The organism is Nocardia puris (assembly GCF_003315035.1).
Classification (GTDB): Bacteria; Actinomycetota; Actinomycetes; order Mycobacteriales; family Mycobacteriaceae; genus Nocardia; species Nocardia puris.
Map to the genome: position 1 here is coordinate 140,508 of NZ_QNRE01000012.1, position 25,195 is coordinate 165,702.

The window sequence follows — 25,195 nt, forward strand, 5'->3', positions numbered from 1 at the left end:
TCGTCATCGTCACATCGGACAGCGCGCGACGACACCGCCGCATTCCGCGCGCGCTACGGGGCCGAGCCGTTGACCGGGGTGAGGCCCGCGTCGTCCTCGGATTCGTCTTCGGGGAACGCCACCGCCTCGCCCTTGGCCGCCGTGCGCGAGGGGCGCACCGCCTTGTAGCCGACGTTGCGCACGGTGCCGATCAGCGACTCGTACTCGCTGCCCAGCTTGGCGCGCAGGCGCCGCACGTGCACGTCGACGGTGCGGGTGCCGCCGAAGAAGTCGTAACCCCACACCTCCTGCAGCAGCTGGGCGCGGGTGAAGACGCGGCCCGCGTGCTGCGCGAGGTACTTGAGGAGCTCGAACTCCTTGTAGGTGAGGTCGAGGGGGCGCCCGCGCAGCCGCGCGGTGTAGGTGCCCTCGTCGATGACCAGCTCGCCCAGGGTGATCTTGCCCGTGTTCTCCGGGCTGGCCACACCGCCGTTGCGACCGACCAGCAACCGCAGGCGCGCGTCCAGCTCGGCGGGGCCGGTGCCGGGTAGCAGGATGTCGTCCAGACCCCAGTCCGCGTTCACCGCCACCAGGCCGCCTTCGGTGAGCACGGCCACCACCGGCACCGAGGAGCCGGTGCTCCCCAGCAGGCGGCACAGGCCGCGCGCGGCGGCCAGATCGGTGCGCGCGTCCACCAGCGCGACATCGGCGGTACCGGCCTCCAGCAGCGACGCCACCTCGGTCGGGGCGGGCCGCACGTTATGCGCCAGCAGCGCGAGCGAGGGCAACACCGACTCGGGATTGGGGTCGGAGGTCAGCAGGAGCAGCTCCACAGGCTCTCCTCCGTTCTCGTAGCTCCGGGCAACAACTCAGCACCGCGAAAAGCCACATCGCTGATCCACAGGTGATTCGGATGCAAGGTTAGCGCGTCAACCCAGGTGAGCACGCCCTACGGGTACCCCGGCGTGCGCGTGGCGACACCGTGGCTGCCGCGACCGCGCCACCGGATTACTGTGCAGAGCATGCGCAAGCTGATCATCGGACTGCTGGTACTCGCGGGTGTGGCTGTGATCGCCGACTTCGGCGTCGCCGCCTACTCGGAGTACCGCGTCTCGCGCGCGCTGCGCGACGGAGCCGACCTCGGCGCCGACCCCGCGGTCACCATCCAGGGCTTCCCGTTCGTCACGCAGGCCGTCGACGGCCGCTACCAGAGCGTGCTGATCCGCGCCGACGTGGTGCGCCCCGACATTCCGGGCGAGATCTCCATCGACGCCACCCTCACCGGCGTGCGGATCGGCCTGCGCGACCTGGTCGACGGGAACCTGCGCCGGGTGCCGGTGGAGCGGGTCGAGGGCGCGATGCGCATCCAGCCGACCGAACTCGGCAAACTCTTCAATATCCCGGACCTGCAAGTGCATTCGCGCCCGGCGGACAAATCCGACGGAACGGGCGGATCGGGCGGATCGGGGGTCACCACCGAGGGCGCGCTGGTGCTCACCGGCACGCTGCCCGGCACCGGCGCACGGCAAGGCACGGCGGGCGGACCGGTCGGCGACAAGGTCGCGGTGCAGGCCGATCTGCTGCTCGACGGCGACAAGGTGCAGATCGTCGCGACGGGCTTCCACCGCAGCAGCGACACCGACCTCACCACCACCGCCGTCGTCCCCGAAGCCGACCGGCCCGCCGTGCTCGCGCGATTCTCGCGCACCATAGATACGAAGGACCTGCCGTTCGGCGTGCTCCCCACCCGGGTGTACGCACTCGGCGGACAGATAGTGGTCGAAGGCAAAGGAGACAACGTGACCATCGACCTGGACCAGTTGCAGCGGACATGATCGAGATCACAATCCTGGCCCTGGTGCTGGTGGCGGGCCTCGCCGTCGGCCTCGCCGTGCGCGGCCGCGAGGGCAAGGTGCGCGCGGCCGCACCCGCCGCGGACACCCGCACCCACCTGCTCGCCGCCGTCGGCGTCTCCGGCACGGGTCCCGCCGTGCTGCACTTCTCCGCCGACTGGTGCGGGCCGTGCGCCGCGGTGCGCCGTGTAGTGGCCGGTGTCGCAACGGATCTCGCGGACGCGCCGAAACCGCCGCAGGACATCGAGGTCGACATCGACGCCGAACCCGCGCTGGCCAAGGAGCTGAACGTGCTCTCGCTGCCGACCACGTTCGTGTTCGATGCCGAGGGCCGCGAGCGGTTCCGCATCTCCGGTGTGCCCAAGGCCGGCGATCTGCGCTCGGCGTTGGCCCCCTTGACAGCCTGAAACCCGCGGGCCGGGCGCCCGCGCGGCCTCATCCGACGGACCCGGGGCCCATTTCCCCCGCCGAGTTGGTAAACTGCCTCTCGTGCAATCCGACCACGAGCTGATGCTCACACGACGCCGCACAGTGGATCTGTGTCGGCTCGGTGGTTGTTGCTGCCTGTGCCGCTGATCGGTCGGCCCTCCCCAGTTTTCCTGGCGCCGACCCAGCGTTTGCCGCGCGAGTGATCGTTGATCCCCCGGCAGACCGGCAATCTTTCAGCCATTCGCCGCATTCAGCGCAGGAGTACGCACGATGTCCACCGAATCCACCAAGTTCACCGAAACGTCGAACACCGACCCGGCCGCGGCCATTCCCGCGCCCGACCGCGTCGACGTGCGTGGCCCCCGCTTCGCGGCCTGGGTCACCACCGCCGTCCTGGTGCTGGTGCTGCTCGCCGCGATCGTCTCGACCGTCCTCGCCGCGGTGCTGATCGCCGCGCAGGCGGTCGTCTTCGCGATCGGGGCCGTCGCGGGCCCGCGCAAGCACCCGTACGGCCGGATCTTCGCCACCTTCGTCGCGCCGCGGCTCGCACCCGTCAGCGAGACCGAACCCACCCCGCCGCTGCGGTTCGCCCAGCTGCTCGGGTTCGTGTTCGCGGCCGTCAGCCTGCTGGGCTTCGCGCTCGGCGCCACCGTCGTCGGCGCGGTGTTCACCGGCCTCGCCCTTTTCGCGGCGTTCCTGAACGCGGCGTTCGGGATCTGCCTGGGCTGCCAGATGTACCCGCTGGTCGCCCGCTTCCGCCGGCATCCGGCACCGAACTGACCCTGCAAGTTCCCCCTCTGAAAGGAAAACAATGGCTCGCTCCGATGTCCTGGTCTCCGTGGACTGGGCCGAAGAAAACCTCAACAAGCCGGGTGTGGTCTTCGTTGAGGTCGACGAGGACACCTCCGCCTACGACAACGGACACATCGAGGGTGCCGTCAAGCTCGACTGGAAGAAGGACCTGCAGGATCAGGTTCGTCGTGACTTCGTGAACCAGGAGCAGTTCTCCGATCTGCTCTCGGCGCGCGGCATCGCCAACGACGACGAGGTCGTCCTCTACGGCGGCAATAACAACTGGTTCGCCGCCTACGCCTACTGGTACTTCAAGCTGTACGGCCACAACAACGTCAAGCTGCTCGACGGCGGACGCAAGAAGTGGGAGCTCGACGGCCGCCCGCTGTCCAAGGACGCGGTCTCGCGCCCGGCCACCCAGTACAAGGCCTCGGCTCCGGACCTGTCGATCCGCGCGTTCCGCGACGAGGTCATCGCGGCCATCGGCGCCAAGAACCTGGTCGACGTGCGCTCCCCCGACGAGTTCTCCGGCAAGATCCTGGCTCCCGCGCACCTGCCGCAGGAACAGAGCCAGCGTCCCGGCCACATCCCCGGCGCCATCAACGTGCCGTGGAGCAAGGCCGCGAACGAGGACGGTACCTTCAAGTCCGACGAGGATCTGACCAAGATCTACGCCGAGGCCGGGTTGGACGGCGCCAAGGAGACCATCGCCTACTGCCGCATCGGCGAGCGGTCCTCGCACACCTGGTTCGTGCTGCAGGAGATCCTCGGCCACCAGAACGTCAAGAACTACGACGGCAGCTGGACCGAATACGGTTCGCTCGTCGGCGCTCCGATCGAGTTGGGAGAGTAAGGAATATGTGCGCAGCACCGACCCAGGGTCAGGCCATTCCGGCGGGCGTGGACGTGGAGAAGGAGACGGTCATCACCGGCCGGGTCCTGAGCACCGACGGCCAGCCGGTGGGCGGCGCGTTCGTGCGCCTGCTCGACGGCAACGGTGACTTCACGGCCGAGGTCGTGGCGTCGGGCACCGGCGATTTCCGCTTCTTCGCGGCGCCGGGTGCGTGGACCGTGCGCGCGCTGTCCTCGGCGGGCAACGGTTCGGCCGAGGTCCGCCCCGAGGGCGCGGGCATCCACGCCGTGGACGTCGCGGTCGCCAAGTAAGCCGCATCCGACGGCCCCGGAGCACACTGCTCCGGGGCCGTCGCACTGTCCGCCGAGCGCGGTCGTTAAAATCCAGGTGTGATCCTCTTCTTCGAGATTCTGCTGGTCGCCGTATCCATCCTCATCGGGTGGTTCGGGCTCTACGTCTTCTACCGGCTGTTCACCGAATCATGAGTGACCTCGCGAGCGAAGGTTCCGAACCGGCCGAGCGAGCGAGTGACAACATGAACGGCCACGCGCCCGCCGACCGGCCGGACGGTGAGTCCCCGCGTCGCAGCGGCGACCAGGCCGTCGCCGAGGCCGCCGAACGCGCGAAATCGACCGCCGCGCGCAATATTCCGGTGCTGCCGGACCTGCCGCTGCCCGAGGACACCGCCAACCTGCGCCTGGGCCCCGACCTGAGTTCGTCCATGCTGGCGCTGCTGCCCATGGTCGGCGTGTGGCGCGGTGAGGGCGAGGGCAACCACCCCGAGCGCGGCGACTACCGCTTCGGCCAGCAGATCATCGTCTCCCACGACGGCGGCGACTTCCTGTCCTGGGACTCGCGGTCCTGGATCATCGGGTCCGACGGTGCCTACGAGGGCCCGGACCTGCGCGAGACCGGATACTGGCGGGTCGGCATCGACGGCGACGACGAAGTGCTCGAACTGCTGCTCACCCACAGCACCGGCATCGTCGAACTCTTCTACGGCACCGCGCTCACCCAGTCCTCCTGGGAGCTGGCCACCGACGTGGTGATCCGCAGCCAGTCCGGCGTCGTCGTCGGCGGCGCCAAGCGCCTCTACGGCATCGTCGAAGGCGGCGACCTCGCCTACGTCGAAGAGCGCGTAGTAGCCGACGGCCCCCTCGAACCCCGCCTCTCCGCCCGCCTCCAGCGCTACATCGGCTGAGGATCACACCCGGTGCCGGTGCGGGGTTCCGCACCGGCCTGACGGCCTATTTCGACGCGCAGTCAGCCCCGCCTCCGGACAACGGTCAGATCGATCGCGATCGGGAAAGGCACGCTGACTTCCAGCCGGTCGTGGAAGATCCCCGTCGGCACGTACCGGTTCGTGGCGGGGTCGAGTTCGTACACGTAGACCACAAGGGCGTCACCGCCGCCGCGCTCCACACGCCAATAGTGCGCGATACCTGCTTTCGCGTACTTCGGCGGTTTGGTTTCGCGATCGCGCTCTTCGGAGTCTGGCGACACCGCTTCCAGGGCGAGCACCACATCGTCGGCGAAGTAGTACGACGAGGGATCGGGCCGCTCGAACGCTTCGGCGGTGACCACGATGACATCCGGTTCCGGCATCTGGCGGTTGCTCAGCCGGACCGCCATCTCCCGGTCGGCTCGGAGATGCTGCGGCGCTTGCAGATCCAGCTCGCGACGGAACAGGTCGAGAACTTGGCGATGCCACTTCTGCTGCGGACTCACGAAGACCAACCCCCCGTCGATCAGTTCGGTGTGCTTCGGAAGTCCGCGGAGCTGTAGGAAGGCGTCGACGGTGTAGCCCCCCGCAGGCGGAATGACCCAGTCTGGTAGTGGCGCAACAGTCATTGGCCCTGCCTCGATGTCGTGGACCACCGCCGGTCCACTGTCGAAGGAGTATCCCCGCACGCGTGGGGAGCACCGGACCAGTGTCACCAATTCGATGGTCTGCCTACCGACCCCACCTATGTGAGGTCTCATCCCCGCGCGCGCGGGGAGCACCGAGCGCGCAATGGAGTTGGAAAAGCGACTAGCACCCTCGTCCCCACACGCGCGGGGAGCACCGTCATCGTACTTGACCTGGCCGATTACGTGAGAAACATCCCCGCACACGCGGGGAGGCGAGTTCGCGGACTCCTAGATGGCGCGGGCTCATCCCCACATGCGCGGGGAGCGGCGATACCTCCATTAGCACTCCCCCGGGAACAGGAACGGCCCCCGAGCCGTACCGGTGCGGGCGGTGCCTGCACGGGTCCCGGTCGGACGGACCGGGGGCTCGGGGGCCGGGTGGCTGCCTGGTATTCGCTCAGCACTTCGGCTCGGGCGGATACGCCTACAGCGGTGGTGCCTAGCGGGCAGCCACCTCACGTGTCCTGGAATTCATATTTCCGACCACCTCCTTCCTTGTGTACGGACGAAGGTAGTCCGCCCTCGATGGTCCGGCAACGGATTTTCCGTCAGGCGAACGCGGCCGGTTTCTCGGTGGCGAATTCGGCGCTGACCTGGCCCGATGCGTCGACGTGGACGACGGCGTCGGCCCGGTGCCCAGCGGGCGGCTGATGTGTGACGACCACCACAGTCCGGTCGGGTTCGACGAGTCCGCCGGACGGGTCGAGCAGGGCGCGCAGCAGGTCGGCGCCCGCCTCGGCCTCGAGGTGTTCGGTGGGCTCGTCCAGCAGCAGCACGCGCGCGGGGGCGAGCAGGGCGCGGGCGAGCAGGATGCGCCGGCGCTGACCGCCCGACACCGCCGCCGCGCCGCCGACCAGATCGGTGTGGACGCCCTCAGGTAGCGAGTCGAGCCAGTCGCCGAGGCCGACCTTGCGCAACGCCTCCTCGGCCTCGGCGTCGGTGATGTCGCCGCGCGCCACCCGCAGGTTCTCCAGCACGCTGGTGCCGAACAGGTGCGCGTCCTCGGCGAAGAACGTGACGCCGGGGCGCGGGGTGTCGAACAATCCCGCCCACGCCATGAGCAGTGTCGTCTTGCCCGCACCGCTGGGACCGACCACCGCGATCCGGCGGCCCGCGGGCAGATCCGGCAGGTCGGGCGGCGAGACGCGGCGCGCGTCGGGGGTCTCGGCGGCGTCGAGCCTGCGCAGCGCGGCCCGCGCGGTGGTGATCGCCTGCGCGGCCGCGGGCAGCGGACCGACCGCCTCGAACGCCGAAAGCGGCAGCAGCACAAGGATGGTGAGCGCCATCGGCGTCATACCGCCGGGCAGCCCGCCGCTCGGACCGTAGATCGCGAGGCCGATCAGCAGCGCGCCGAGCACGCTGACGCCGATGGCGAACGGGGTGGCCGCGGCCGCCCACGCACCGTGCCGGGCCGCCCGGTCCTCCGCCGCGACGGCACGCCGTCCCGAATCGCGCGCCGCGGCGAGGGCGGCGTCGAGCCGTCCCGCGACGCGCAGTTCGGCGGCGTGGTCGAGCACGGTGAGCGAGCGCGCGGTGAACTCGGCGCGGTCGGCCCGCACCGCGATCTCGGCCTCGCGCGCGGCCCGCGCCGACAGCCACGGCGCGAGCACGCCGGAGAGCACCAGGCACGCGGCCAGAATCCCGGCCGCCGCCACGGAAATCGTGGCCAGCAGCACGACCGCCGCGATCGCCAGCACCACGGCCACCGCGATCGGCACCAGCGCCCGCACCACGACGGCACCGAGATCGTCTATGTCGCTGCCGATCCGGACGAGCAGATCACCGCGCCGCATCCGAGCGGGACTGTCGGCCGCGGGCTCATCACCGCGGAAACCGTTCGCGGGCAACGCCTTCCCGAAGGCAGGACGCCGAGCGGCGGCGGTGGTCGGCTCCGCTCCCGAACCTCGTTCCCCGACGGGACCCACGGCCGGCGATTCGCCGCCCGAGGTCCGTTCCCGCCGCATCCACACATCCGACCGCGACAGCGCCCGATACACCCCGGCCCGCGCCGTCGTCATGGACCGCAGCGCGACGTCATGCGTCGCAAGCCTTTCCAGGTACCGGCACAACCCGCGCGAGATGCCCAGCGCCCGCACCGTCACCACCGCGACGGTCAGATCCAGCACCGGCGGCATCTGCCAGGCCCGCGCGATCAACCACGCCGCCAGCGCCGCCAGCCCGAGCCCGCTGCCGAGCGCCAACACGCCCCACCCCACCGCGACGGCCACCCGCCACCGGGAGAGCTCCAGCAACCCCCACATCCGCCGCACGTCCGCGATCAGACCGGGTCCGGACTTCGCGCTCCTCGCCGCACTGCCCGAAGCGGGCACGGCCCTTCCACGCTGCTTCATGCCCGGCTCACCGCCTCGTCCACGAGTTCCGCGCGCACCTCGACCACGTGGTCGGCGGCCGCGAGAACGGTGGGCCGGTGGCCGACCACGATCACCGTCGCACCGGCGCGCGCTCGGGCGCGCAGGGCCGCGAGGACGGCGGCCTCGCTGGCGATGTCGAGGTGGGCGGTGGGTTCGTCCAGGAGCAGGACGGACCGGTCGGTGGCGAGCACGCGGGTGAGGGCGAGGCGCTGGCGCTGCCCGAGCGACAGGCCGACGCCGCCGACGCCCACCACGGTGTCCCAGCGATCCGGGAGTTCGTCGAGGACGGCGTCGAATCCCGTGGCCGCGCAGGCCGCGTCGAGGTCGTCCAGTACGCGCACCGCGCCGTGCGCCGCGTGGTCACCGTCGTGCGCACCGAACAGTTCGAGGTTCTCCCGCAACGTGCCGGGCACCAGCACCGGCCGCTGCGGCAACCACGCCACCCGCGACCACCACTCGCGCGAATCCAGCTCCCGCACGTCGGTGCCGTCGACCAGCACGCACCCGCGGTCGGGCGCCACCAACCCCAGCAACGCCAGCAGCGCCGTGGACTTGCCACTCCCGTTGGGCCCGGCCAGCACCGTCACGGCCCCGGGTCGCATCTCCGCATCGAGCCCGGACGGAGCCCACCCCTCCCGCGCCCGCACCCCGAGCCCGCGAATCTCGATCCGCCCCAAACCTTCTGAGCTGCCGGCCGTCGACCCGTTGGACACATCCGCGCGCCGACCCGCTCGGACCGCCGAACCTCCCGGCCCCGCCGCGCCTACCTCACGATCCTCGCCCCGTTCCGGCTCGAGCACCGCGAAAGCCTTGTCCGCCGCCGCCATTCCGTCCTGCGCCGCGTGGAAGCGCTCACCCACCAACCGCAGCGGCAGGTACACCTCGGGCGCGAGGATCAGCGCCACCAGCCCGTCGTAGAGCTCCATGTTGCCGTACACCAGGCGCAGGCCGATGGAGACGGCGATGAGCGCCACGCTCAGCGTCGCCAGCACCTCCAGCACCCCGGAGGAGAGGAACGCCATCCGCAGCGCCCGCATGGTCCGCACGCGCAGGGTGTCGCCGAGCTCGCGCACGCGACCGGCCATCGTGCGCGACGAATCCTCCGGCGCGACAACCTCTCCCCCTTCCCGCCCGAGCGCGCGCAACGTCGGCATACCCGCGAAGAGGTCGAGGATCTGATCGGACAGCCGCGTGGTGGCCACCAGCGTCGCGGCGGCCCGCCCCTGGGTGAGCAATCCGATGAGGATCATGAAGATCGGGATCAGCGGCAGCGTCACCACCGCGATCCCCACCGACACCAGGTCGTGCCGGGCGATCACCACCAGCAGGATCGGCGGCACCAGCACCGAAAGCAACAGCGCCGGAATGTATCCCGCGAGATATCCGCGCAACCCGTCGAGCCCGGTGCTCACCACCACCGCGAGTTCGGTTCGGCGGCTTTCGAGTTCGCGCGGCGGCAACTGCGCACCCGCGGCCAGCACCGCCGATTCCAGCTCCGCCACCGCCGCCGCGCCGACCCGGTGCCCGATCCGCGCCTGCGCCCAACTCGCCAGCACGCGGGTGCCGAGCGCGAGGCCCAGCACCACGAGTTCGACCGTCCAGTCGTCGAATCCGCGCAGCGCGGGATCGGTGATCACCCCGGCCAGCACCCGCCCGAGCATCACCGCGACCACCACGATGCACAGCGTGATCACCACCGACAGCGCCACGCTCAGCACCAGGTAGCGCCGGGTGGACCGCGCGTGCCGCCACAGGCGCGGGTCGACGGGCGGGCGGGCCATCGCTCAGTCCCCGGCGGGTTTGAGCGGCAGGCCGATGTGGCCCGGGATCTGTTCCACCGTCAGGCGTTTGCGGAACACCCAGTACGTCCAGCCCTGGTAGCCGAGCACGATGGGCGTCACCACGATCGCCGCCCAGCTCATCACCTTCAGCGTGTACGGCGTGGATGACGCGTTGTCGATGGTGAGGCTGAACGCGTCATCGAGGGTGGAGGGCAGCACATTCGGGAACAGCGAGCCGAACAGCAGCACGGTGGCCGCGCCGATCGCCAGCGTGGTGCCGGTGAACGCCCAGCCGTCACGATGGGCGAGCACCGCCGCACCCGCGACCACGAGCCCGACCACGGCCAGCCCCAACGGAATCCACGTCCAGCCGGTGCCGTACGCCAGCTGCGTCCACACCCCGAACACGCCGACCACAGCGGCCGTCGGCACCAGCAGCCAGCGCGCGATCCGCATCGAATCGTCGCGCACCTCGCCGCCGGTCTTGAGGTTGAGGAAGATCGCGCCGTGCAGCAGGAACAGCAGCCCCGTTGTCAGCGCGCCCAGCAGCGCGTACGGGCTGAGCAGGTCCCAGGCGGTGCCGACGATCTTGTTGTCCTCGTTCATCGGCACGCCGCGCACCACGTTGGCGAACACCCAGCCCCACGCGAGAGCCGGTATCCAGGAACCGATGCCGATGCCGAGATCGCAGCGTGCCCGCCAGCGCGGATCGTCGATCTTGCTGCGGTACTCGATCGCGCACACGCGCAGGATCAGCGCGACCAGCACCAGCAGCAGCGCGAGGTAGAACCCGGAGAACAGGCTCGCGTACCACTCGGGGAACGCCGCGAACATGGCGCCGCCCGCGGTGAGGAGCCACACCTCGTTGCCGTCCCACACCGGCCCGATGGTGTTGAGCACCACGCGCCTTCGGGTGTCGGAGCCCTTGCCGAGTATCGACATCAGCATGCCGACACCGAAGTCGAAGCCCTCCAACACGAAGTAACCGGTGAACAGGACGCCGATCAGAATGAACCAGAACTCTTGCAGACTCATCGCCGGGCTCCTCTAGTACGCGAACGAAAGCTGTTCGACGGCAGGTTCTTCGGCATCGCGGTCAGGCCCGGTTTCGTCGGGTCCGGCGCCGTTCTTCGTGGACGCGGCCGGTTCCGGGCCGGCGATCACATACCGCCGTATCAGGTAGAACCACACCACCGCGAGCAGGCCGTACAGCAGCGTGAACACCACCAGCGAGGTGATCACGGTGCCCGGCGCGTGGTCGGAGACACCTTGCTGCACCGTCATGCTCAGGTTCGGATCACCGGTCGGATTCGGCACCACCACCCACGGCTGGCGGCCCATCTCGGTGAACACCCAGCCCGCGCTGTTGGCCAGGAACGGGGTGGGGATCGCGATCAGGCACAGCCGCGAGTACCACTTCTGGTCGGCGATCCGCCCGCGCCGGGTGACCCAGAATCCGGCGAACACCAGCAGCGCCGAGCCCGCGGCCAGGCCGATCATGGCGCGGAACGACCAGTAGGTGACGAACAGGTTGGGCCGGTAGTCGCCGGGGCCGTACTTCTCGACGAATGCCGCTTGCAGATCCTGCACACCCTCGAGGGTGACGTCGCTGAACTCGCCCTTGGCCAGGTACGGCAGCACGTAGGGCACTTCGATGAGGTGCGTCACGCTGTCGCAGTTGTTGTGCGTGCCGACGGTGAGCACCGAGAACTTGGGGTCGGTCTGGGTGTGGCACAGCGATTCCGCCGAGGCCATCTTCATCGGCTGCTGTTCGAACATCAGCTTGCCCTGGATGTCGCCGGTGAGCACCAGCGCGACACCCGAGACGACCACCACCAGCAGTCCGGCGCGTCCGGCCGGACGCCACATCGACCGCGCCTCGTCGACTTTCGCCGGATCGCCGCTGCGCGCGTTGCGCACCATCCACCAGCCCGCGATGCCCGCGACGAACGTGCCCGCCGTGAGGAACGCGCCCGCGATCACATGGGGGAACGCGGCCAGCGTGGTGTTATTGGTGAGCACTTCCCAGATGCTGGTGAGCTCGGCGCGTCCGCGTTCGGGGTTGTAGCGCGCGCCCACGGGATGCTGCATGAACGAGTTCGCGGCGACGATGAAGTACGCCGAGGCGTTCACGCCGATGGCGACCATCCAGATCGCCGCCAGATGCAGCAGTTTCGGCAGTCGCGTCCAGCCGAAGATCCACAGGCCGAGGAACGTCGACTCCATGAAGAACGCGACCAGCGCCTCCAGCGCCAGCGGCGCGCCGAACACGTCACCGACGAAGCGGGAGTACTCGCTCCAGTTCATGCCGAACTGGAATTCCTGCACGATGCCGGTGGCGACGCCGAGCGCGAAGTTGATCAGGAACAGCTTCCCGAAGAACTTCGTGAGGCGGTACCAGTGGTCCTTACCGGTGACCACCCAGGCGGTCTGCATGGCCGCGACGAGCGGGGCCAGACCGATGGTCAGCGGCACGAAGATGAAGTGGTAGACGGTGGTGATGCCGAACTGCCACCGCGACAGGTCCAGTACGTCCATCCGACCCTCCAGCCGATCTACGACAAGTCGTAGTACAGCCTACGCCGGAGTGGCCGAAGCTCAACGTGCTCTCGGACACGACACACTGAAGATTCGCCGGGATCACCAGTCGCCGATCGCGCCCGCCCGCTCGATGCCGCGATCCACCAGCTCCACGATCTCGGCGGCGTTGTCGGGCGCCGACATCCGCAGCCCGTCCAGCGAGTTCACCCGCGCCGCCAGCGTGATGCTCGACAGCAGCCAGATGCTGTCGCAGGTGAGCAGATCCGCGGTGTACAGCGAGTCGTAGCGGCACTCCCAGCCCGCCTTCTGCGCCTCGGCGAACAGCGCGCGCTGCGTGACACCCGGCAGCACACCGTTTTTCGCGGGCGGGGTGATGAGCTGTTTGTCGCGCACGATCACCACGCTCGAGCGCGGGCCCTCCAGCACGCGGTTCTCGGTGCTGGTGAAGATCACGTCGTCGGCGCCCATCCGGTGCGCGAACCGCAGCGCCGCCATGTTGGTGGCGTAGGACAGCGTCTTCGCGCCGAGCAGCTGCCACGGCGCGGCCTGGGCCAGGTCGATCGAGATGCCGCGCGCCAACGTGACCACCGAGACGCCCTCGGTGCGCGCCTTGGCCACCCGGTCGGGCACCGGGACCACTAGCACGTAGGACGTGGGCACCGGGACGGCGGCGGCCAGATCACCCGAGGTGACACTCGAGCGCGAGGACGGTAGCTCGGCGTCGCGGCCGCGGGTGAGCACCAGCCGCAGCACGCCCTCGCGCTCGGCGCCCCATTCCTTGGCCGCGATCTCGACGGCCTCGCGCCACTTGCCGGTCTCGGGCTCGGGTAGGTCGAGCGCCTGGGCGGAACGGCGGAGGCGACCGAGATGGAACTCGATTGCGCACGCGTTGCCGGCCCGCACCAGCACCGTCTCGAAGACACCGTCGCCGCGCAGCACCCCGATGTCGTCGGCAAACAGCAACGGCGCGTCCGCATCCCGGACCGCGCCGTCGAGGGTGACAAGAACTCGATCTACCATGCGTCGAGCGTAGGCGGTAGGCGTGTGGTCCGCTCGTGTTTGTCCCGGGCACCACACGAGCCCGCCCTGGGCGCCCGATCCGCGGCGCGCCTACAGTGGATGTGTGTCCTCGGTCGATACACCCAGCCCCCTCCTCTCCGCTCCCGGCGCCGTGCCGGGTCAACCCGGCTCCCCCGACGCCACGGTCGCCTGGCACCACGGCGATCCGTTCGGTGAACAGCGGGCCGCCGCCGAGCGGGTGGCGGTGGTGGATCGCTCGAACCGGTACGTCCTGGCCATCACCGGCGCCGAGCGGCTGAGCTGGTTGCACACCATCACCAGCCAGCACATCGCGAACCTGGGCGACGGGCGCACCGCCGAGAACCTGGACCTCGATCTCAACGGCCGCGTGCAGCACCACTTCGTGCTCACCGATCTGGACGGCACGGTGTGGATCGACACCGAGCCCGAGCGCGGGCCCGCGCTGCTCGACTTCCTGCGCAAGATGGTCTTCTGGGCCGACGCCCAGCCGCGCGAGGCCACCGACCACGCCGTCCTCAGCCTGCTCGGCCCCGGCGTGGCCGACCTCACCGACGCGCTCGGCGTCGCGGAGCTGCCCGAGGTGTACGCGGCGGTGCCGCTGCCCGGCGGCGGTTTCCTGCGGCGGATGCCGTGGCCGACCGAGGATTCCTACGATCTGGTCGTCCCGCGCGATCGGCTCGGGGACTGGTGGACCAAGCTCACCGCGGCCGGTGCGGAACCGGCCGGGCTGTGGGCCTTCGAGGCGCTGCGGGTCGCGGCGCTGCGCCCGCGCATCGGGCTCGACACCGACGAGCGCACCATCCCGCACGAGGTCCGCTGGATCGGCGGCCCCGCCGAACGCGGCGCCGTGCACCTGGACAAGGGGTGCTATCGCGGGCAGGAGACGGTCGCCCGCGTGCACAACCTCGGCAAGCCGCCGCGCAAGCTCGTGCTGCTGCACCTCGACGGGTCCGCCGACGACCGCCCCGCCACCGGCGACGACGTCACCGCGGGCGGGCGCACCGTCGGGCGGCTCGGCACCGTCATCGACCACTACGAACTCGGCCCCATCGCCCTCGCCCTGATCAAACGCACGGTCCCCACCGAAACCGAACTCGTCGCGGGGCCCAGCGCCGCCGCCATCGATCCGGATTCGGTGCCGGTGGACGACGCGCCCCAAGCCGGCCGCCTCGCCGTCGACCGGCTGCGCGGGCGTTGAGCGCGGGCGCCCTACGGCCCGAAACGCTCTCGGCGCGGGCGTATCGCACGACCGTCGTCGGCGGGCGCCTCGTGGCAAGCGCTGAACGCGCACCGGGTTCACCCTGGTGTCGTCGACAAGTGGCGGGCGGGACGCGTTCACACTCGACGGCCGCGATGTCCATCGCGGGGCCCTTCGTTGTGGCTCCCGAGCATGACCCGGACTCGCATGCACAGAGTCAGCGCAGTGCGGGCGCATCGCACCACGCCCCTCCGGCCGCTGCGGCACCGCGATGCGGTCTTTCCCCATGTCACACGAGCTGAAAGAGGAGCGCCGATGACCGATCCCCGCGTGCTGGCGGTGTGCGTGGTCCACGCCGAGCTCGAAGTACCGGGTCGCGTCGGCCGCACCGCCATCGACAAGCGGCCGGTGCCCGGTCGGGTGCGGGTGGGCACGCTCGGTCTCGCGGGCGATCACGTGTGCGACACCGCGCACCACGGCGGCACGCACCAAGCCGTCTACGCCTATGCCGAGGAGGACGCGCGCCGCTGGGCCGGCGAACTCGGCCGCGAGCTGCCCGCGGGCTGGTTCGGGGAGAATCTGCGCCTCACCGGGCTCCCGGTCAGTGACGCCGTGCTCGGCGCGCACTGGCGCATCGGCGACACCCTGCTCGAGGTGAGCGCGCCGCGCGTGCCGTGCGCCACGTTCCAGCACTGGTCGGGTGCGGCCCAGTGGGTCAAACGGTTCACCCTGCGCAGCGACACCGGCTGCTATTTCCGCGTGCTCGAGGAGGGCGCCATCGGGGCCGGCGATCCCGTCGAAGTGGTGTACGAACCCGCGCACGGCATCACCGTTCGCGACGTCTTCACCGGCGCCGATATGGACCGGCTGACCCGTTTGCCGGACGTCGAGCCCACCGTGTCCGACGATATCCGCAAGCAGATCGCCCGCCACGCCCGCCGCCACGCCGCCACGGCGGGCACCACGACAGGAGCCGCCCGATGAGCGTCGAACTGGTCGAAGTGGTCCGTTCCGGCTTCCGCGAATGCGTGCACCGCGGATCGCTGGTGGTGCTCGGCGCCGACGGCGAACCCACCCACCAGCTCGGCGAGGTGCACCTGCCGATCTACCCGCGCTCCACCAACAAACCCATGCAGGCGATCACCCTGCTGCGCAACGGCTTCGAACCCGTCGACGACGCCGAACTCGCCATCGTCACCGCCTCGCATTACGGCGAGTCCGACCACGTCGCGCTGGTGCGCCGGCTGCTGGAGCGCTTCGGGTTCACCGAACACGACCTGGCCTGTCCGCCCGACCTGCCGTTCGAGGAGCGGGCCAGGGCCGCGGCGATCCGCGCCGACGGCGCCCGCCGGATCTACATGAACTGCTCCGGCAAGCACGCGGCGATGCTGGCCACCTGCGCCGTCAACGGCTGGCCCACCGAGGGCTACCTGGACGAGGGCCACCCGCTGCAGAAGGCGGTGATCTCGACCGTCACCGAGATCACCGGCGAACCCGAGACCGATCTGGGGATCGACGGCTGCGGATTGCCGATCATCCCGGTCTCGCTGGTCAACCTCGCCCGCGCCTTCGCCACCATGGCCACGGCGGAGCCGGGCAGCCCGCCGCGCCGGGTCGCCGACGCCATCCGCGCCCATCCGCGAGTGATTTCGGGCACGGACGCACCCGATCTGCTCACCATGTCGGCGACCCCCGGACTGGTGTGCAAAATCGGCGCCGACGGCGTGCACGCCGGGGCGCTGCCCGACGGGCGGGCCTTCGCGTACAAGATCGATGACGGCCACGACCGCGCCCGCATGCCCCTGACGCTGGCGATTCTGCACGCGATGGGGGTGGACTGGACCGATGTCCACACCGAGCTGGCGGCTCCGCCGGTGCTGGGCGGCGGCGCCAGGGTAGGGGTGATCCGGGCGATTCCCGGCATACTGTAGGAGACAGCACACACGGCGAAGACCGGGCAAACGGCGTCCGTTCGGGAGATCTTCCCCCACTCCTGGAAGCGCGACCGCCGGACACACGCTAAAGTGTCTGTCAGGAAGAGTATTAATTCGAACGGGGCCGCCAACACACCCCAGGCCGCCCCGCAGTGACGCGAGGGGGTCAGCCATGGGCCGTGGCCGGGCTAAGGCAAAGCAGACCAAGGTCGCACGCGAGCTGAAGTACAGCTCCCCCGCGACCGACTTCGCGAGCCTTCAGCGTGAGCTCTCGGGAAGCCCCAGCCACAGTGGCGGTGGGCTGCTGTCCGATGAGCACGACGCGGACGAGTCCCGCTCCCGCTGGGACGACGACTACGACGACGATTGGCGCCGCTGACCCGGACATAGACACGTTGTAAGGGGGAGGCCACCCGGCCTCCCCCTTACAACGTTGTCACCGGTAGCAACGCCTCTGACGGCTTGCTGTACACGAAGAACAGCGTCCGCATCACTCACGATGCGGACGCTGTCGTCGTCTGTTCCCAACCCCTAGAAGCGGGGGTGTTCGCCCAGGAGTACGGCGCGCACGGCGTCGCTGTCCTTGGCCTTCTTCACCGTGCCCAGCGTCCAGCACTCGATGTGCCGAGCGGTCAGCACGGCCAGCGCGCGGTCCACGTCCTCGGGGGCGACGACGGCGACCATGCCGACGCCCATGTTGAACGTCTTCTCCATCTCGGGGCGCTCCACCCGGCCGCGCTGGGCGATCATCTTGAACACCGGCGCGGGGTTCCAGGTGCCGCGGTCCAGTTCGGCCACCAGGCCGGCCGGGATGACGCGGGCCAGGTTGGCGGCCAGGCCGCCGCCGGTGACGTGGGAGAAGGTGCGCACGTCGGTCTCGGCGATCAGCGCCAGGCAGTCCTTGGCGTAGATGCGGGTGGGTTCGAGCAGCTCCTCGCCGAGGGTGCGGCCGAACTCCTCCACGTGGCCGGTGAGCGACATGCGGTCGATGTCGAGCAGCACCTTGCGGGCCAGGCTGTATCCGTTGGAGTGCAGGCCCGACGAGCCCATCGCGATCACCACGTCGCCCGGGCGCACCCGGTCGGGGCCGAGCACCGCGTCGGCCTCCACCACGCCCACGCCGGTGGCGGAGAGGTCGTAGTCGTCGGGGTCCATCAGGCCGGGGTGCTCGGCGGTCTCGCCGCCCAGCAGCGCGCAACCGGCACGCACGCAACCCTCGGCGATGCCGGACACCAGTTCGGCCACCTTCTCCGGGACGACCTTGCCGATGGCGATGTAGTCCTGGAGGAACAGCGGCTCCGCGCCGCACACCACGAGATCGTCGACGACCATCGCGACCAGATCCAGGCCGACCGTGTCGTGCTTGTCCATGGCCTGGGCGACCGCGATCTTGGTGCCCACACCGTCGGTGGAAGCGGCCAGCATTGGCTCCTTGTAGCCGCCCTTCAGCGCGAACAGGCCGGCGAATCCGCCCAACCCACCCTGCACCTCGGGACGGGTGGCTTTCTTCGCCAATGGCCCGAACAACTCGACCGCGCGGTCACCCGCCTCGATATCCACGCCTGCCGCGGCGTACGAAGCACCACCAGTGGGGGTCTGTTCAGTCATTGTCGGGGAAAGCTCCAAACCGATCGGGCGGATGTTGGCCAGCTCAACCTAGCTTAGCTTCCCCGCCTCCCCGGGATTTTCGCCGGTCGTGAGAGCCACACAAGGTGATCGTCGGGCCGACAGCTGGTGGCATGGCCGGGTTCTGGACGTACCCGGCGAGTTACCGATGTGCTCAACGAGATCAGTCGCCGGCTGTGACAGGAAGATCGTCTACGGCCGACTCAGTGCGCTGGCGTTGGCATTCTCCGCCAGCAGGGCCGCTTCCGGGCGGCCGCTGAGCATTCCTTCCAGAACGTTCTTGCCGATGGCGGCTTCGGTGGGGAGGGGGATCGGGTAGTTGCCGTCGAAGCAGGCGCAGCACAGGCGGGTGCGGGGCTGTTCGGTGGCGGCGATCATGCCCTCGGTGGAGATGTAGCCGAGGGAGTCGGCGCCGATGGAGCGGCGCACGTTCTCGACCATGTCGGCGTAGTCGTCGTCGGCGCCCGCGCCGTTGGCGATCAGCTCCGCGCGCGAGGCGAAGTCGATGCCGTAGAAGCAGGGCCACTTGACCGGCGGCGAGGCGATGCGCACGTGGATCTCGATGGCGCCCGCCTCGCGCAGCATGCGCACCAGGGCGCGCTGGGTGTTGCCGCGCACGATGGAGTCGTCCACCACGATGAGCCGCTTGCCGCGGATCACCTCGCGCAACGGATTGAGCTTCAACCGGATGCCGAGCTGACGGATGGTCTGGCTCGGCTGGATGAAGGTGCGGCCCACGTAGGCGTTCTTCATCAGGCCCTGCCCGTAGGGCACACCCGAGCCCTGCGCGTAGCCGACCGCCGCGGGCGTGCCCGATTCGGGCACGGGGATCACCAGATCGGCCTCGACCGGATGCTCATCGGCGAGCCTGCGCCCGATGTCGACGCGGGTGGCGTGCACCGAGCGACCGGAGATGGTGGAGTCGGGGCGCGCCAAGTAGACGTACTCGAAGACGCAGCCCTTGGGCTCGGGGTTGGCGAAACGCATCGAGCGCACCCCGTCGGCGTCGATCGCCAGCAGTTCGCCCGGCTCGATCTCGCGCACGAACGACGCGCCGACGATGTCGAGGGCGGCGGTCTCACTGGCAACGACCCAGCCACGCTCGAGCCTGCCCAGGCACAGCGGACGCACGCCGTGCGGGTCGCGCGCGGCGTAGAGGGTGTGCTCGTCCATGAAGGTCAGGCAGAACGCGCCCTTCAGCTGCGGCAGCAGCTGCATGGCGGCCTGTTCGATGCTGGAGTCGGCGGCGCCGTGCGCGAGCAGCGCGGTCATCACGTCCGAGTCGGAGGTGGCCCCGACCGGCTGCGGCCGCCCGCCCTGCACGGGGTTGCCGATCAGGCCGAGTTCCCGTGCGCGACTTGCCAATTCGGCGGTGTTGACCAGATTGCCGTTGTGGCCCAACGCCAGTCCGGAGCCGACGGCGGTGGTGCGGAAGATCGGCTGGGCGTTCTCCCAGGTGACCCCGCCGGTGGTGGAGTAGCGACAGTGCCCGACGGCGATGTGGCCGGGCATGGCGGCCAGCGTCTGCTCATCGAACACCTGGGAGACCAAGCCCAGATCCTTGAACACCAGGATCTGCTGGCCGTCGGAGACCGCGATGCCCGCCGCCTCCTGGCCTCTGTGCTGGAGGGCATACAGCCCGTAATAGGTGAGCTTGGCCACGTCTTCGCTCGGTGCCCAGACACCGAACACGCCACACTCCTCGCGTGGCTCGTTCTCGTCCTGGTCGGGGGTGGCTGCGAGGCTGTCGACGGGTGGTTCGACGTTGGTCACCGTTTGCTCCCTGTTAGGGCGGGCTGGGGGCACACGTCATTCTACGGGTGCGCGGCCGATCCCGATCACGACCTCCGCATACCGGCAGCAATCTCCCGTGTCGATCCCCCGCGCGAGCACGGTCGCGGCGGTACCGTGCGATCGTGGTCACAACGCGGAGCGTGAGCGGGGACGATTCGGACACACCGGCGCGCAGCGTGCCCGGTTACCTGCGACTCGGCGGCCCACCGCTCGCGGTGCTGGCCCTGCTCGCCGCCCTGCTCGGCTACATGTACCTGGTCTACGTGGCCGATCCCGAGGAGAACCTGCACCACTTCCCCATCGCCCTGGTGAACCAGGACGTGGGCGAGACACTCGGTCAGCCCGGCCAGGAGCAGCGCGTCAACTTCGGCGAGGAGGTCGCGGCGGGTTTGCGCGAAGCGGTGCCCGCCGACAAGATCGACCTGCGTGTGCTCGGAATCACCGAGGCGCAGCGGCAGATGCAGACCGGCGCGGTCTACGGCGCGATCATCATCCCGGGCGATTTCAGCAAGCGGCTGGGGATTCTCGGCGTGGGCAGCGTGGTGCCCGGAGATATCGAACGGCCGATCCTCACCTTCCAAACCAACCCGCGCACCGGCGCTTTCGCTACCGCGATCGTCAATCGCATCACCGCGCAGGCGTTCCCGCAGATCAATGAACGCGTCGGGCAGCAGCTCACCGAACAGGTCACCGCGCAACTCGCCCCGCCCGACGGCGGACCCGCGCCCGAACTGTCCGGGGCCACGCGGCTCACGCTGGCCAGTCCCGTGCATCTGGTGGCGGAGGAATACCGGCCGCTGCCCGCCGGGACCGGTGCCGGGCTCACCGCGTTCTTCTACGCCCTGCTCCTGTTGCTGATCGGCGTGGTCGGCTCGATGACGATTCACACCATGGTCGATTCCGCGCTCGGGTTCACGCCCACCGAATACGGGCCCTGGTACGTGCATTTCCCGCCGACGCCGATCTCGCGCTTCAAAACCCTGCTCATCAAATGGGGCGTGATGGCGGTGCTGGCGGTTGTCGCCTCGCTGGTCTATCTGCTGGTGGCGAAGGCTCTGGGGATGCCGGTGGACCGGCCGCTGGGGCTGTTCCTCTACAGCGCGTTCGCGATCCTCGCCGTCGGCTTCACCGGTCTGTCGGTGCTGGCCGCGATCGGGTCGGCCGGGCTGCTGGTGAACCTCATCCTGTTCATCGTGCTGGGCCTGCCCTCCTCCGGCGGCACGGTGCCGATCGAGGCGACCCCGCGCTCGGTGGCCTGGCTCGCCGAATTCGAGCCCATGCACCAAGTGTTCCTCGCCGTGCGCTCCATCCTGTACTTCGACGGCAACTGGTCCGCCGGCCTCACGCGCGGCTTCTGGATGACGTTGTTCGGCCTGTTCGTCGGCCTCGCCTTCGGCGCGATCATCACCCGCTACTACGACTACAAAGGCCTGCACCGCGTGAACCGCGCGACCACCTGAATCCACGTTGGAGCGCGGTCGTACGTCGAGCCGCGGCTCCTGGGCGACACCCGTTGCGGTGGGGACGAATCGGTTGCCGCGAGTTCAGTCGGCGCGGGCGATGGGGAGCCAGTGGGCGACTTCGGCGGCACGGATGCCCGAGGCGGTGAGGGCGCCGGAGGTGGCGGCGGTGTCGAAGTCGAGCAGGCCGGTGGCGAGGAGAAGCCAGGTGCGCGGGTCGGTTTCGACGACGTTGGGTGGGGTGCCGCGGGTGTGGCGGGGGCCTGCCACGCATTGAACCGCGACGAATGGCGGGACGCGCACCTCCACCGAATGGCCGGGCGCGGTGGCGGCGAGGGTGCGGGCGGTGGTGCGCACGGCCGCCGCCAGCTCGGTGCGCGCCGGCTCGGGCACCGTCTCGTCGCGCAACCACGCGCTCACCGCCGCCACCGCCGCCCGCATCTCCGCCGGGTCCACCACCGCTCGTCGTCCCACGCCGCCAAGGGTACCGAGACCGTCCGACTCCGTTCCCGCGCCGGCCGCCCCCGCACGTCGCCACACAATCCCCGCGACGGTCACGACGGGCCGGCTCTTCGGCCTGGAGTCCGCCCGCCCGATCCCCGACCTCGATCACGGGACACGCTGCCCGGCACCGCGCGACTCGCTCACTCCGCCCAGGGTCCGATGCCGCCGACCTTCTCGATGCGGACGTGGGTGATGAGGCCGGGTGGGGCGTCGGCGGGCGGGAAGTCGATGCCGGGTGCGGCCAGGGTTTCGGCGAGTTCGGCGAGGAGTTCCGGGCCGCCGCCCTCGGTGACGTAGGCCGTGCCGGTGACGGCGAGGTATGGGGTCATGAGTTCGCCGCGCTCGCGGGAGACGACGGTGACGGCGACGCGAGGGTCGCGGCGCACATTGCGGACCTTCTTGTACTCGCCGAGGTGCCCGACCAAGAGTTCGTCGTCACCGTCGTCGTTCGTACGCAAACCCACCCACACCAGGCTGACTTGCGGGCTGCCGTCGGGATTGAGCGTCACCAAAGTCGCATCCGCGCCGGCGCCGATCAGAGCGCGCGCCGAATCATCGAGTTTCATGCCCCGAGCCAACACCATTCACGCTCGATAATTCCCGCCCACGGACCGGCGTGGTGGACCCCAACGCCGCCGCCACGTGCGTGACCAGCACCCCGCCCGCGTTGAACGCCCAGTGCAGCAGCGCCGGGGCGGTCGCGCTCCCGGTGCGGCGGCGGAGTTCTCCGAACAGCACACCACCACCGGCCGTGACGAGCACCGTCGCCGGAACGCTGTCGCCGCCGGCGCGGGCGGGGTGGATGTGCCACAGGCCGAAGGCGGCAGCGCCCAGCAGTGGGCCTGCCTTGGGAAAAGCGTTGTCCAGCAACGGTTCCAAGGTGGCGCGGAAGATCAACTCCTCGCTGTACACCGTGCCGAACGGGATGTGCACCAGCACCCATTCGGCGGTGCTCACATCCTGATCGCGCCCCGACAACTCCCCCAACCGCGCACGCACCGACGGAATCGCCAGCGCCGCACCGTAACCGGCGAAGACCACCGCACCGGCCAGCGCACCCGCGCGCGCCCCGCGCGATGACCACCACCGCGGCCGCCCACCGAGAACCGCCGCGTACCCACTCGCGAACACCACGTTGGCCGCCGTGCGCCCCCGATGATCCATCCCCAGCCTCGGCAGGACCACATTGCTCCACAGCAGCGGAAGCGCGCACGCGACAGCCGCGTCGACGAAGCGACCGCTCCCCCTCACTTGGTCTCCCGCTCCTGCTCCTCCGCCAACTCCAGGTTGACCCGGATGCGTTCGGCCAGTTCGGCATTCCAGTCGGGGGGTTCGGTGATGGCGGCCCACCCGTCGAGCACCAGGCTGCCGTAGCGGTGGCCGTGGCCGTCGGAAACCCCTTGGGCGTTGGTGAGATCGGCCGTCACCTGCCAGAACGTGACGAACGGAGCCCAGCGCATCTGCGACGACACGTCCGATCCGCGCGGCTCGGACAGCCAATCCGGTTGGGAGAAGATGAGATCCGGCGACCACCAGACGATCGGGTCGGACGGGTGCATGAGGTAGGCGATGCGCGGCGCCCGCCACTCCGGCCCCGGCACCGCGAGATCGGCCGCCTCGGCGGCGAATCGGACCACCAGCCCGTCGGCGTAGATCGGCTGCACCTCGCGCGAGCCCGGGTCGCGGCGCGAAACGAACTGCTTCCACAGGCGATTCGAATTCGGCGGCCCCACCCACAGCGCGCCGTCCACCTTCTCCCGCAGATCGGCCAGTCCCTCGAACGCGGCTTCGGATCCCTGCGAACCCAGGCTCTCGCCGTACACGAACAGCCTCGGGCGCGAGTCGGCGGGCCGCAGCGACCAGTGCGCGTACACCGCGTCGAACAGCTCGCGCCCCGCCGCGGCCGCCTTCTCCCGGTCGGACAGGAACGACAGCACGCTCGGCAGGTACGAGTACTGGCTCGCGACGATCGCGGTGTCGCCGCCGTACATGTACTCGATCGCGCCCGCCGCAAGGGAATTCACCCAGCCGGTGCCCGTGGTGGTGACCACCACCATCACCTGGCGCTCGAAGGCGCCGGCGCGCTCCAGTTCCTCCACGGCCAGCGCGGACTGCTCCTGGTCGTTGCGCGCGGACTCCAACCCCACGTACGCGCGGATGGGTTCGCGCGCGGTGCGCCCGGTGACCGCTTCGATGCGGCTGGCCGTGGGCCCGGTCGAGACGAACCAGCGGCCCTCGAAGCCAAGGGTTTCCCACGCCGCCAGCGACTGCGGGCTGCCGGAGCGCTCCGGCTGCTGCGGCTGCACGGCGTTGGGCGAGGTGTGGTCGTTGCGCACGCTGAACGCCGAGTTGGCCACCGCGGTGAACGCCCGCGACGCGACACCGTTGAACAGCGTCACCGCCAGCACCACCAGCACCAGCGCGCCCGCGGTGGGCGCGAGCTCGCGCGGCACCTTCATCCGCCGGTTGAGCTGGCGCGCCAGGAACAGGATGATCTCGCGCAGCGTGCGGTAGGCGGCCACCACGGCCGCCGCGACCGCCAGGCTCAGGAACCCGGTGCGCAGGTAGGCGGGGGTGGTGGTGCCCTCCATCCCCATCAGTGCGGTGATCTCGCGCTGCCAGCGCGCCGACTGCACCAGCATCAGCGCGGCCGTGAGCGCCGCCGTGAACAGCAGCGCCGATTTCACCGCGTACCGCACCCAGGTCGGCGGCGCGGGAATGGTCCAGCGCGGCCGCACCAGCGAGCGGAACCCCCACTCCACCAGACAGCCGAGGCCGTAGCCGAGCGCGGCGTTGATCCCCGAGATCAGACCTTGGAACAGCCAGTCGCGCGGCACCAGCGACGGCGTCACCGACAGGGCGAAGAACACCGTAGCGACCACCAGGCCGACGTAGTTCAGGTCGATGATGTCCTCGGCGCGGCGCACCACGACAGCCACGCGGGCGCGCAGCTTCGTCAGAGTGTCGGCCTTCTCGAGCACCCGAACAGTATGGCGGTCCGCGCCGACAGCCGGACGCGTTGGCGGCGGGCCACGCGGGGCGACCGGGTAGGGATCACAGTTCGGCGCGCGGCAAATACCCACGCGCCTCGAGTATTCCTACACGGTCGCCGGACCGCCCGCTCGAG

24 protein-coding genes are annotated in these 25,195 nt (G+C 70.0%); 11 read left to right on the forward strand and 13 right to left on the reverse strand.

What is annotated here, in order from left to right:
* Positions 1-53: 53 nt before the first annotated feature.
* Positions 54-812 carry a winged helix-turn-helix transcriptional regulator gene (locus DFR74_RS25755; RefSeq protein WP_067504802.1) on the reverse strand — a complete coding sequence of 253 codons (759 nt, stop codon included), beginning with the start codon at positions 810-812 and terminating at the stop codon, positions 54-56.
* 189 nt (positions 813-1,001) lie between these two features.
* Here DFR74_RS25755 and DFR74_RS25760 point away from each other — a divergent pair, with 189 nt between their 5' ends.
* From DFR74_RS25760 to DFR74_RS25785, 6 genes are all read left to right on the forward strand, one after another.
* The gene (locus tag DFR74_RS25760) at positions 1,002-1,814 is read left to right on the forward strand and encodes an LmeA family phospholipid-binding protein (protein WP_067505075.1); all 813 of its coding nucleotides are present in this window, start codon (positions 1,002-1,004) and stop codon (positions 1,812-1,814) included.
* Complete coding sequence (locus DFR74_RS25765; RefSeq protein WP_067504805.1) at positions 1,811-2,239, forward strand: thioredoxin family protein; 429 nt, start codon at positions 1,811-1,813, stop codon at positions 2,237-2,239. Before DFR74_RS25760 ends, DFR74_RS25765 begins: the two co-directional genes overlap by 4 nt.
* Positions 2,240-2,531: 292 nt before the next feature.
* Positions 2,532-3,041 carry a DUF4395 domain-containing protein gene (locus DFR74_RS25770; RefSeq protein ID WP_084537386.1) on the forward strand — a complete coding sequence of 170 codons (510 nt, stop codon included), beginning with the start codon at positions 2,532-2,534 and terminating at the stop codon, positions 3,039-3,041.
* A 31-nt stretch (positions 3,042-3,072) separates the two neighbouring features.
* The gene (locus DFR74_RS25775) at positions 3,073-3,906 is read left to right on the forward strand and encodes a sulfurtransferase (protein WP_067504808.1); all 834 of its coding nucleotides are present in this window, start codon (positions 3,073-3,075) and stop codon (positions 3,904-3,906) included.
* 5 nt (positions 3,907-3,911) lie between these two features.
* Positions 3,912-4,217 carry a DUF1416 domain-containing protein gene (locus DFR74_RS25780; protein ID WP_040773727.1) on the forward strand — a complete coding sequence of 102 codons (306 nt, stop codon included), beginning with the start codon at positions 3,912-3,914 and terminating at the stop codon, positions 4,215-4,217.
* 170 nt (positions 4,218-4,387) lie between these two features.
* Positions 4,388-5,107, forward strand: coding sequence for a heme-binding beta-barrel domain-containing protein (locus DFR74_RS25785; RefSeq protein WP_084537387.1), 720 nt, complete (start codon positions 4,388-4,390; stop codon positions 5,105-5,107).
* A 62-nt stretch (positions 5,108-5,169) separates the two neighbouring features.
* On the opposite strand, the gene DFR74_RS25790 is transcribed toward DFR74_RS25785, so the two are convergent.
* The 6 genes from DFR74_RS25790 to DFR74_RS25815 form a co-directional block, all read right to left on the reverse strand.
* Positions 5,170-5,784, reverse strand: coding sequence for a Uma2 family endonuclease (locus DFR74_RS25790; protein WP_232331660.1), 615 nt, complete (start codon positions 5,782-5,784; stop codon positions 5,170-5,172).
* A 581-nt stretch (positions 5,785-6,365) separates the two neighbouring features.
* The gene (locus DFR74_RS25795; RefSeq protein ID WP_067504814.1) at positions 6,366-8,078 is read right to left on the reverse strand and encodes an ATP-binding cassette domain-containing protein; all 1,713 of its coding nucleotides are present in this window, start codon (positions 8,076-8,078) and stop codon (positions 6,366-6,368) included.
* Between the two features lie 86 nt (positions 8,079-8,164).
* Positions 8,165-9,970 (reverse strand): thiol reductant ABC exporter subunit CydD, encoded by a 1,806-nt coding sequence (gene cydD, locus DFR74_RS25800; protein ID WP_067504817.1) that lies wholly within the window; start codon positions 9,968-9,970, stop codon positions 8,165-8,167.
* A gap of 3 nt (positions 9,971-9,973) precedes the next feature.
* Positions 9,974-11,005: a cytochrome d ubiquinol oxidase subunit II gene (gene cydB / locus DFR74_RS25805; RefSeq protein WP_067504821.1), complete on the reverse strand. Its 1,032-nt coding sequence runs from the start codon at positions 11,003-11,005 to the stop codon at positions 9,974-9,976.
* A gap of 12 nt (positions 11,006-11,017) precedes the next feature.
* Positions 11,018-12,508: a cytochrome ubiquinol oxidase subunit I gene (locus tag DFR74_RS25810; protein ID WP_067504824.1), complete on the reverse strand. Its 1,491-nt coding sequence runs from the start codon at positions 12,506-12,508 to the stop codon at positions 11,018-11,020.
* Positions 12,509-12,610: 102 nt separating this feature from the next.
* Positions 12,611-13,531 carry an aminodeoxychorismate lyase gene (locus DFR74_RS25815; RefSeq protein ID WP_067504827.1) on the reverse strand — a complete coding sequence of 307 codons (921 nt, stop codon included), beginning with the start codon at positions 13,529-13,531 and terminating at the stop codon, positions 12,611-12,613.
* 103 nt (positions 13,532-13,634) lie between these two features.
* Between DFR74_RS25815 and ygfZ the strand changes: the two genes are divergently transcribed.
* The 4 genes from ygfZ to DFR74_RS25835 all read left to right on the forward strand — a co-directional run bounded on the left by ygfZ (position 13,635) and on the right by DFR74_RS25835 (position 17,063).
* A complete protein-coding gene (gene ygfZ, locus DFR74_RS25820; protein WP_067504829.1) occupies positions 13,635-14,750 on the forward strand; it encodes a CAF17-like 4Fe-4S cluster assembly/insertion protein YgfZ in 1,116 nt (371 codons plus the stop codon).
* A gap of 315 nt (positions 14,751-15,065) precedes the next feature.
* On the forward strand, positions 15,066-15,734 hold the full coding sequence (locus DFR74_RS25825; RefSeq protein WP_067504832.1) for an MOSC domain-containing protein: 669 nt from the start codon (positions 15,066-15,068) through the stop codon (positions 15,732-15,734).
* Positions 15,731-16,681, forward strand: coding sequence for an asparaginase (locus DFR74_RS25830; protein ID WP_067504835.1), 951 nt, complete (start codon positions 15,731-15,733; stop codon positions 16,679-16,681). Before DFR74_RS25825 ends, DFR74_RS25830 begins: the two co-directional genes overlap by 4 nt.
* Before the next feature lie 175 nt (positions 16,682-16,856).
* Positions 16,857-17,063, forward strand: a complete 207-nt coding sequence (locus tag DFR74_RS25835) for a DUF3073 domain-containing protein (protein ID WP_067504838.1) — start codon at positions 16,857-16,859, stop codon at positions 17,061-17,063.
* A 152-nt stretch (positions 17,064-17,215) separates the two neighbouring features.
* On the opposite strand, the gene purM is transcribed toward DFR74_RS25835, so the two are convergent.
* Both purM and purF read right to left on the reverse strand, forming a co-directional pair.
* Entirely contained in the window at positions 17,216-18,292 is a 1,077-nt protein-coding gene (gene purM / locus DFR74_RS25840) for a phosphoribosylformylglycinamidine cyclo-ligase (RefSeq protein ID WP_067504841.1), read from the reverse strand.
* A 210-nt stretch (positions 18,293-18,502) separates the two neighbouring features.
* Entirely contained in the window at positions 18,503-20,083 is a 1,581-nt protein-coding gene (gene purF, locus DFR74_RS25845) for an amidophosphoribosyltransferase (protein ID WP_067504844.1), read from the reverse strand.
* A gap of 143 nt (positions 20,084-20,226) precedes the next feature.
* Here purF and DFR74_RS25850 point away from each other — a divergent pair, with 143 nt between their 5' ends.
* On the forward strand, positions 20,227-21,564 hold the full coding sequence (locus tag DFR74_RS25850) for a YhgE/Pip domain-containing protein (RefSeq protein ID WP_325050994.1): 1,338 nt from the start codon (positions 20,227-20,229) through the stop codon (positions 21,562-21,564).
* An 84-nt stretch (positions 21,565-21,648) separates the two neighbouring features.
* On the opposite strand, the gene DFR74_RS25855 is transcribed toward DFR74_RS25850, so the two are convergent.
* The 4 genes from DFR74_RS25855 to DFR74_RS25870 form a co-directional block, all read right to left on the reverse strand.
* Positions 21,649-22,038, reverse strand: coding sequence for a sterol carrier family protein (locus tag DFR74_RS25855; protein WP_407675158.1), 390 nt, complete (start codon positions 22,036-22,038; stop codon positions 21,649-21,651).
* Between the two features lie 170 nt (positions 22,039-22,208).
* Complete coding sequence (locus DFR74_RS25860; RefSeq protein ID WP_067504847.1) at positions 22,209-22,634, reverse strand: TIGR03618 family F420-dependent PPOX class oxidoreductase; 426 nt, start codon at positions 22,632-22,634, stop codon at positions 22,209-22,211.
* The gene (locus DFR74_RS25865; RefSeq protein WP_067504851.1) at positions 22,621-23,319 is read right to left on the reverse strand and encodes a CPBP family intramembrane glutamic endopeptidase; all 699 of its coding nucleotides are present in this window, start codon (positions 23,317-23,319) and stop codon (positions 22,621-22,623) included. Before DFR74_RS25865 ends, DFR74_RS25860 begins: the two co-directional genes overlap by 14 nt.
* Positions 23,316-25,049: an alpha/beta hydrolase gene (locus DFR74_RS25870; protein ID WP_067504854.1), complete on the reverse strand. Its 1,734-nt coding sequence runs from the start codon at positions 25,047-25,049 to the stop codon at positions 23,316-23,318. The genes DFR74_RS25865 and DFR74_RS25870 overlap by 4 nt, the downstream gene beginning before the upstream one ends.
* Positions 25,050-25,195: the final 146 nt, after the last annotated feature.

Bases quoted from the DNA above. Each gene is read 5' to 3' on its own strand.
- DFR74_RS25760 (WP_067505075.1), top strand. From the start codon at position 1,002: ATGCGCAAGCTGATCATCGGACTGCTGGTACTCGCGGGTGTGGCTGTG.
- DFR74_RS25765 (WP_067504805.1), top strand. From the start codon at position 1,811: ATGATCGAGATCACAATCCTGGCCCTGGTGCTGGTGGCGGGCCTCGCC.
- DFR74_RS25770 (WP_084537386.1), top strand. From the start codon at position 2,532: ATGTCCACCGAATCCACCAAGTTCACCGAAACGTCGAACACCGACCCG.
- DFR74_RS25775 (WP_067504808.1), top strand. From the start codon at position 3,073: ATGGCTCGCTCCGATGTCCTGGTCTCCGTGGACTGGGCCGAAGAAAAC.
- DFR74_RS25780 (WP_040773727.1), top strand. From the start codon at position 3,912: ATGTGCGCAGCACCGACCCAGGGTCAGGCCATTCCGGCGGGCGTGGAC.
- DFR74_RS25785 (WP_084537387.1), top strand. From the start codon at position 4,388: ATGAGTGACCTCGCGAGCGAAGGTTCCGAACCGGCCGAGCGAGCGAGT.
- DFR74_RS25795 (WP_067504814.1), bottom strand. From the start codon at position 8,078: ATGTGGGGGTTGCTGGAGCTCTCCCGGTGGCGGGTGGCCGTCGCGGTG.
- cydD (WP_067504817.1), bottom strand. From the start codon at position 9,970: ATGGCCCGCCCGCCCGTCGACCCGCGCCTGTGGCGGCACGCGCGGTCC.
- cydB (WP_067504821.1), bottom strand. From the start codon at position 11,005: ATGAGTCTGCAAGAGTTCTGGTTCATTCTGATCGGCGTCCTGTTCACC.
- DFR74_RS25810 (WP_067504824.1), bottom strand. From the start codon at position 12,508: ATGGACGTACTGGACCTGTCGCGGTGGCAGTTCGGCATCACCACCGTC.
- DFR74_RS25815 (WP_067504827.1), bottom strand. From the start codon at position 13,531: ATGGTAGATCGAGTTCTTGTCACCCTCGACGGCGCGGTCCGGGATGCG.
- DFR74_RS25825 (WP_067504832.1), top strand. From the start codon at position 15,066: ATGACCGATCCCCGCGTGCTGGCGGTGTGCGTGGTCCACGCCGAGCTC.
- DFR74_RS25830 (WP_067504835.1), top strand. From the start codon at position 15,731: ATGAGCGTCGAACTGGTCGAAGTGGTCCGTTCCGGCTTCCGCGAATGC.
- DFR74_RS25835 (WP_067504838.1), top strand. From the start codon at position 16,857: ATGGGCCGTGGCCGGGCTAAGGCAAAGCAGACCAAGGTCGCACGCGAG.
- purM (WP_067504841.1), bottom strand. From the start codon at position 18,292: ATGACTGAACAGACCCCCACTGGTGGTGCTTCGTACGCCGCGGCAGGC.
- DFR74_RS25860 (WP_067504847.1), bottom strand. From the start codon at position 22,634: ATGAAACTCGATGATTCGGCGCGCGCTCTGATCGGCGCCGGCGCGGAT.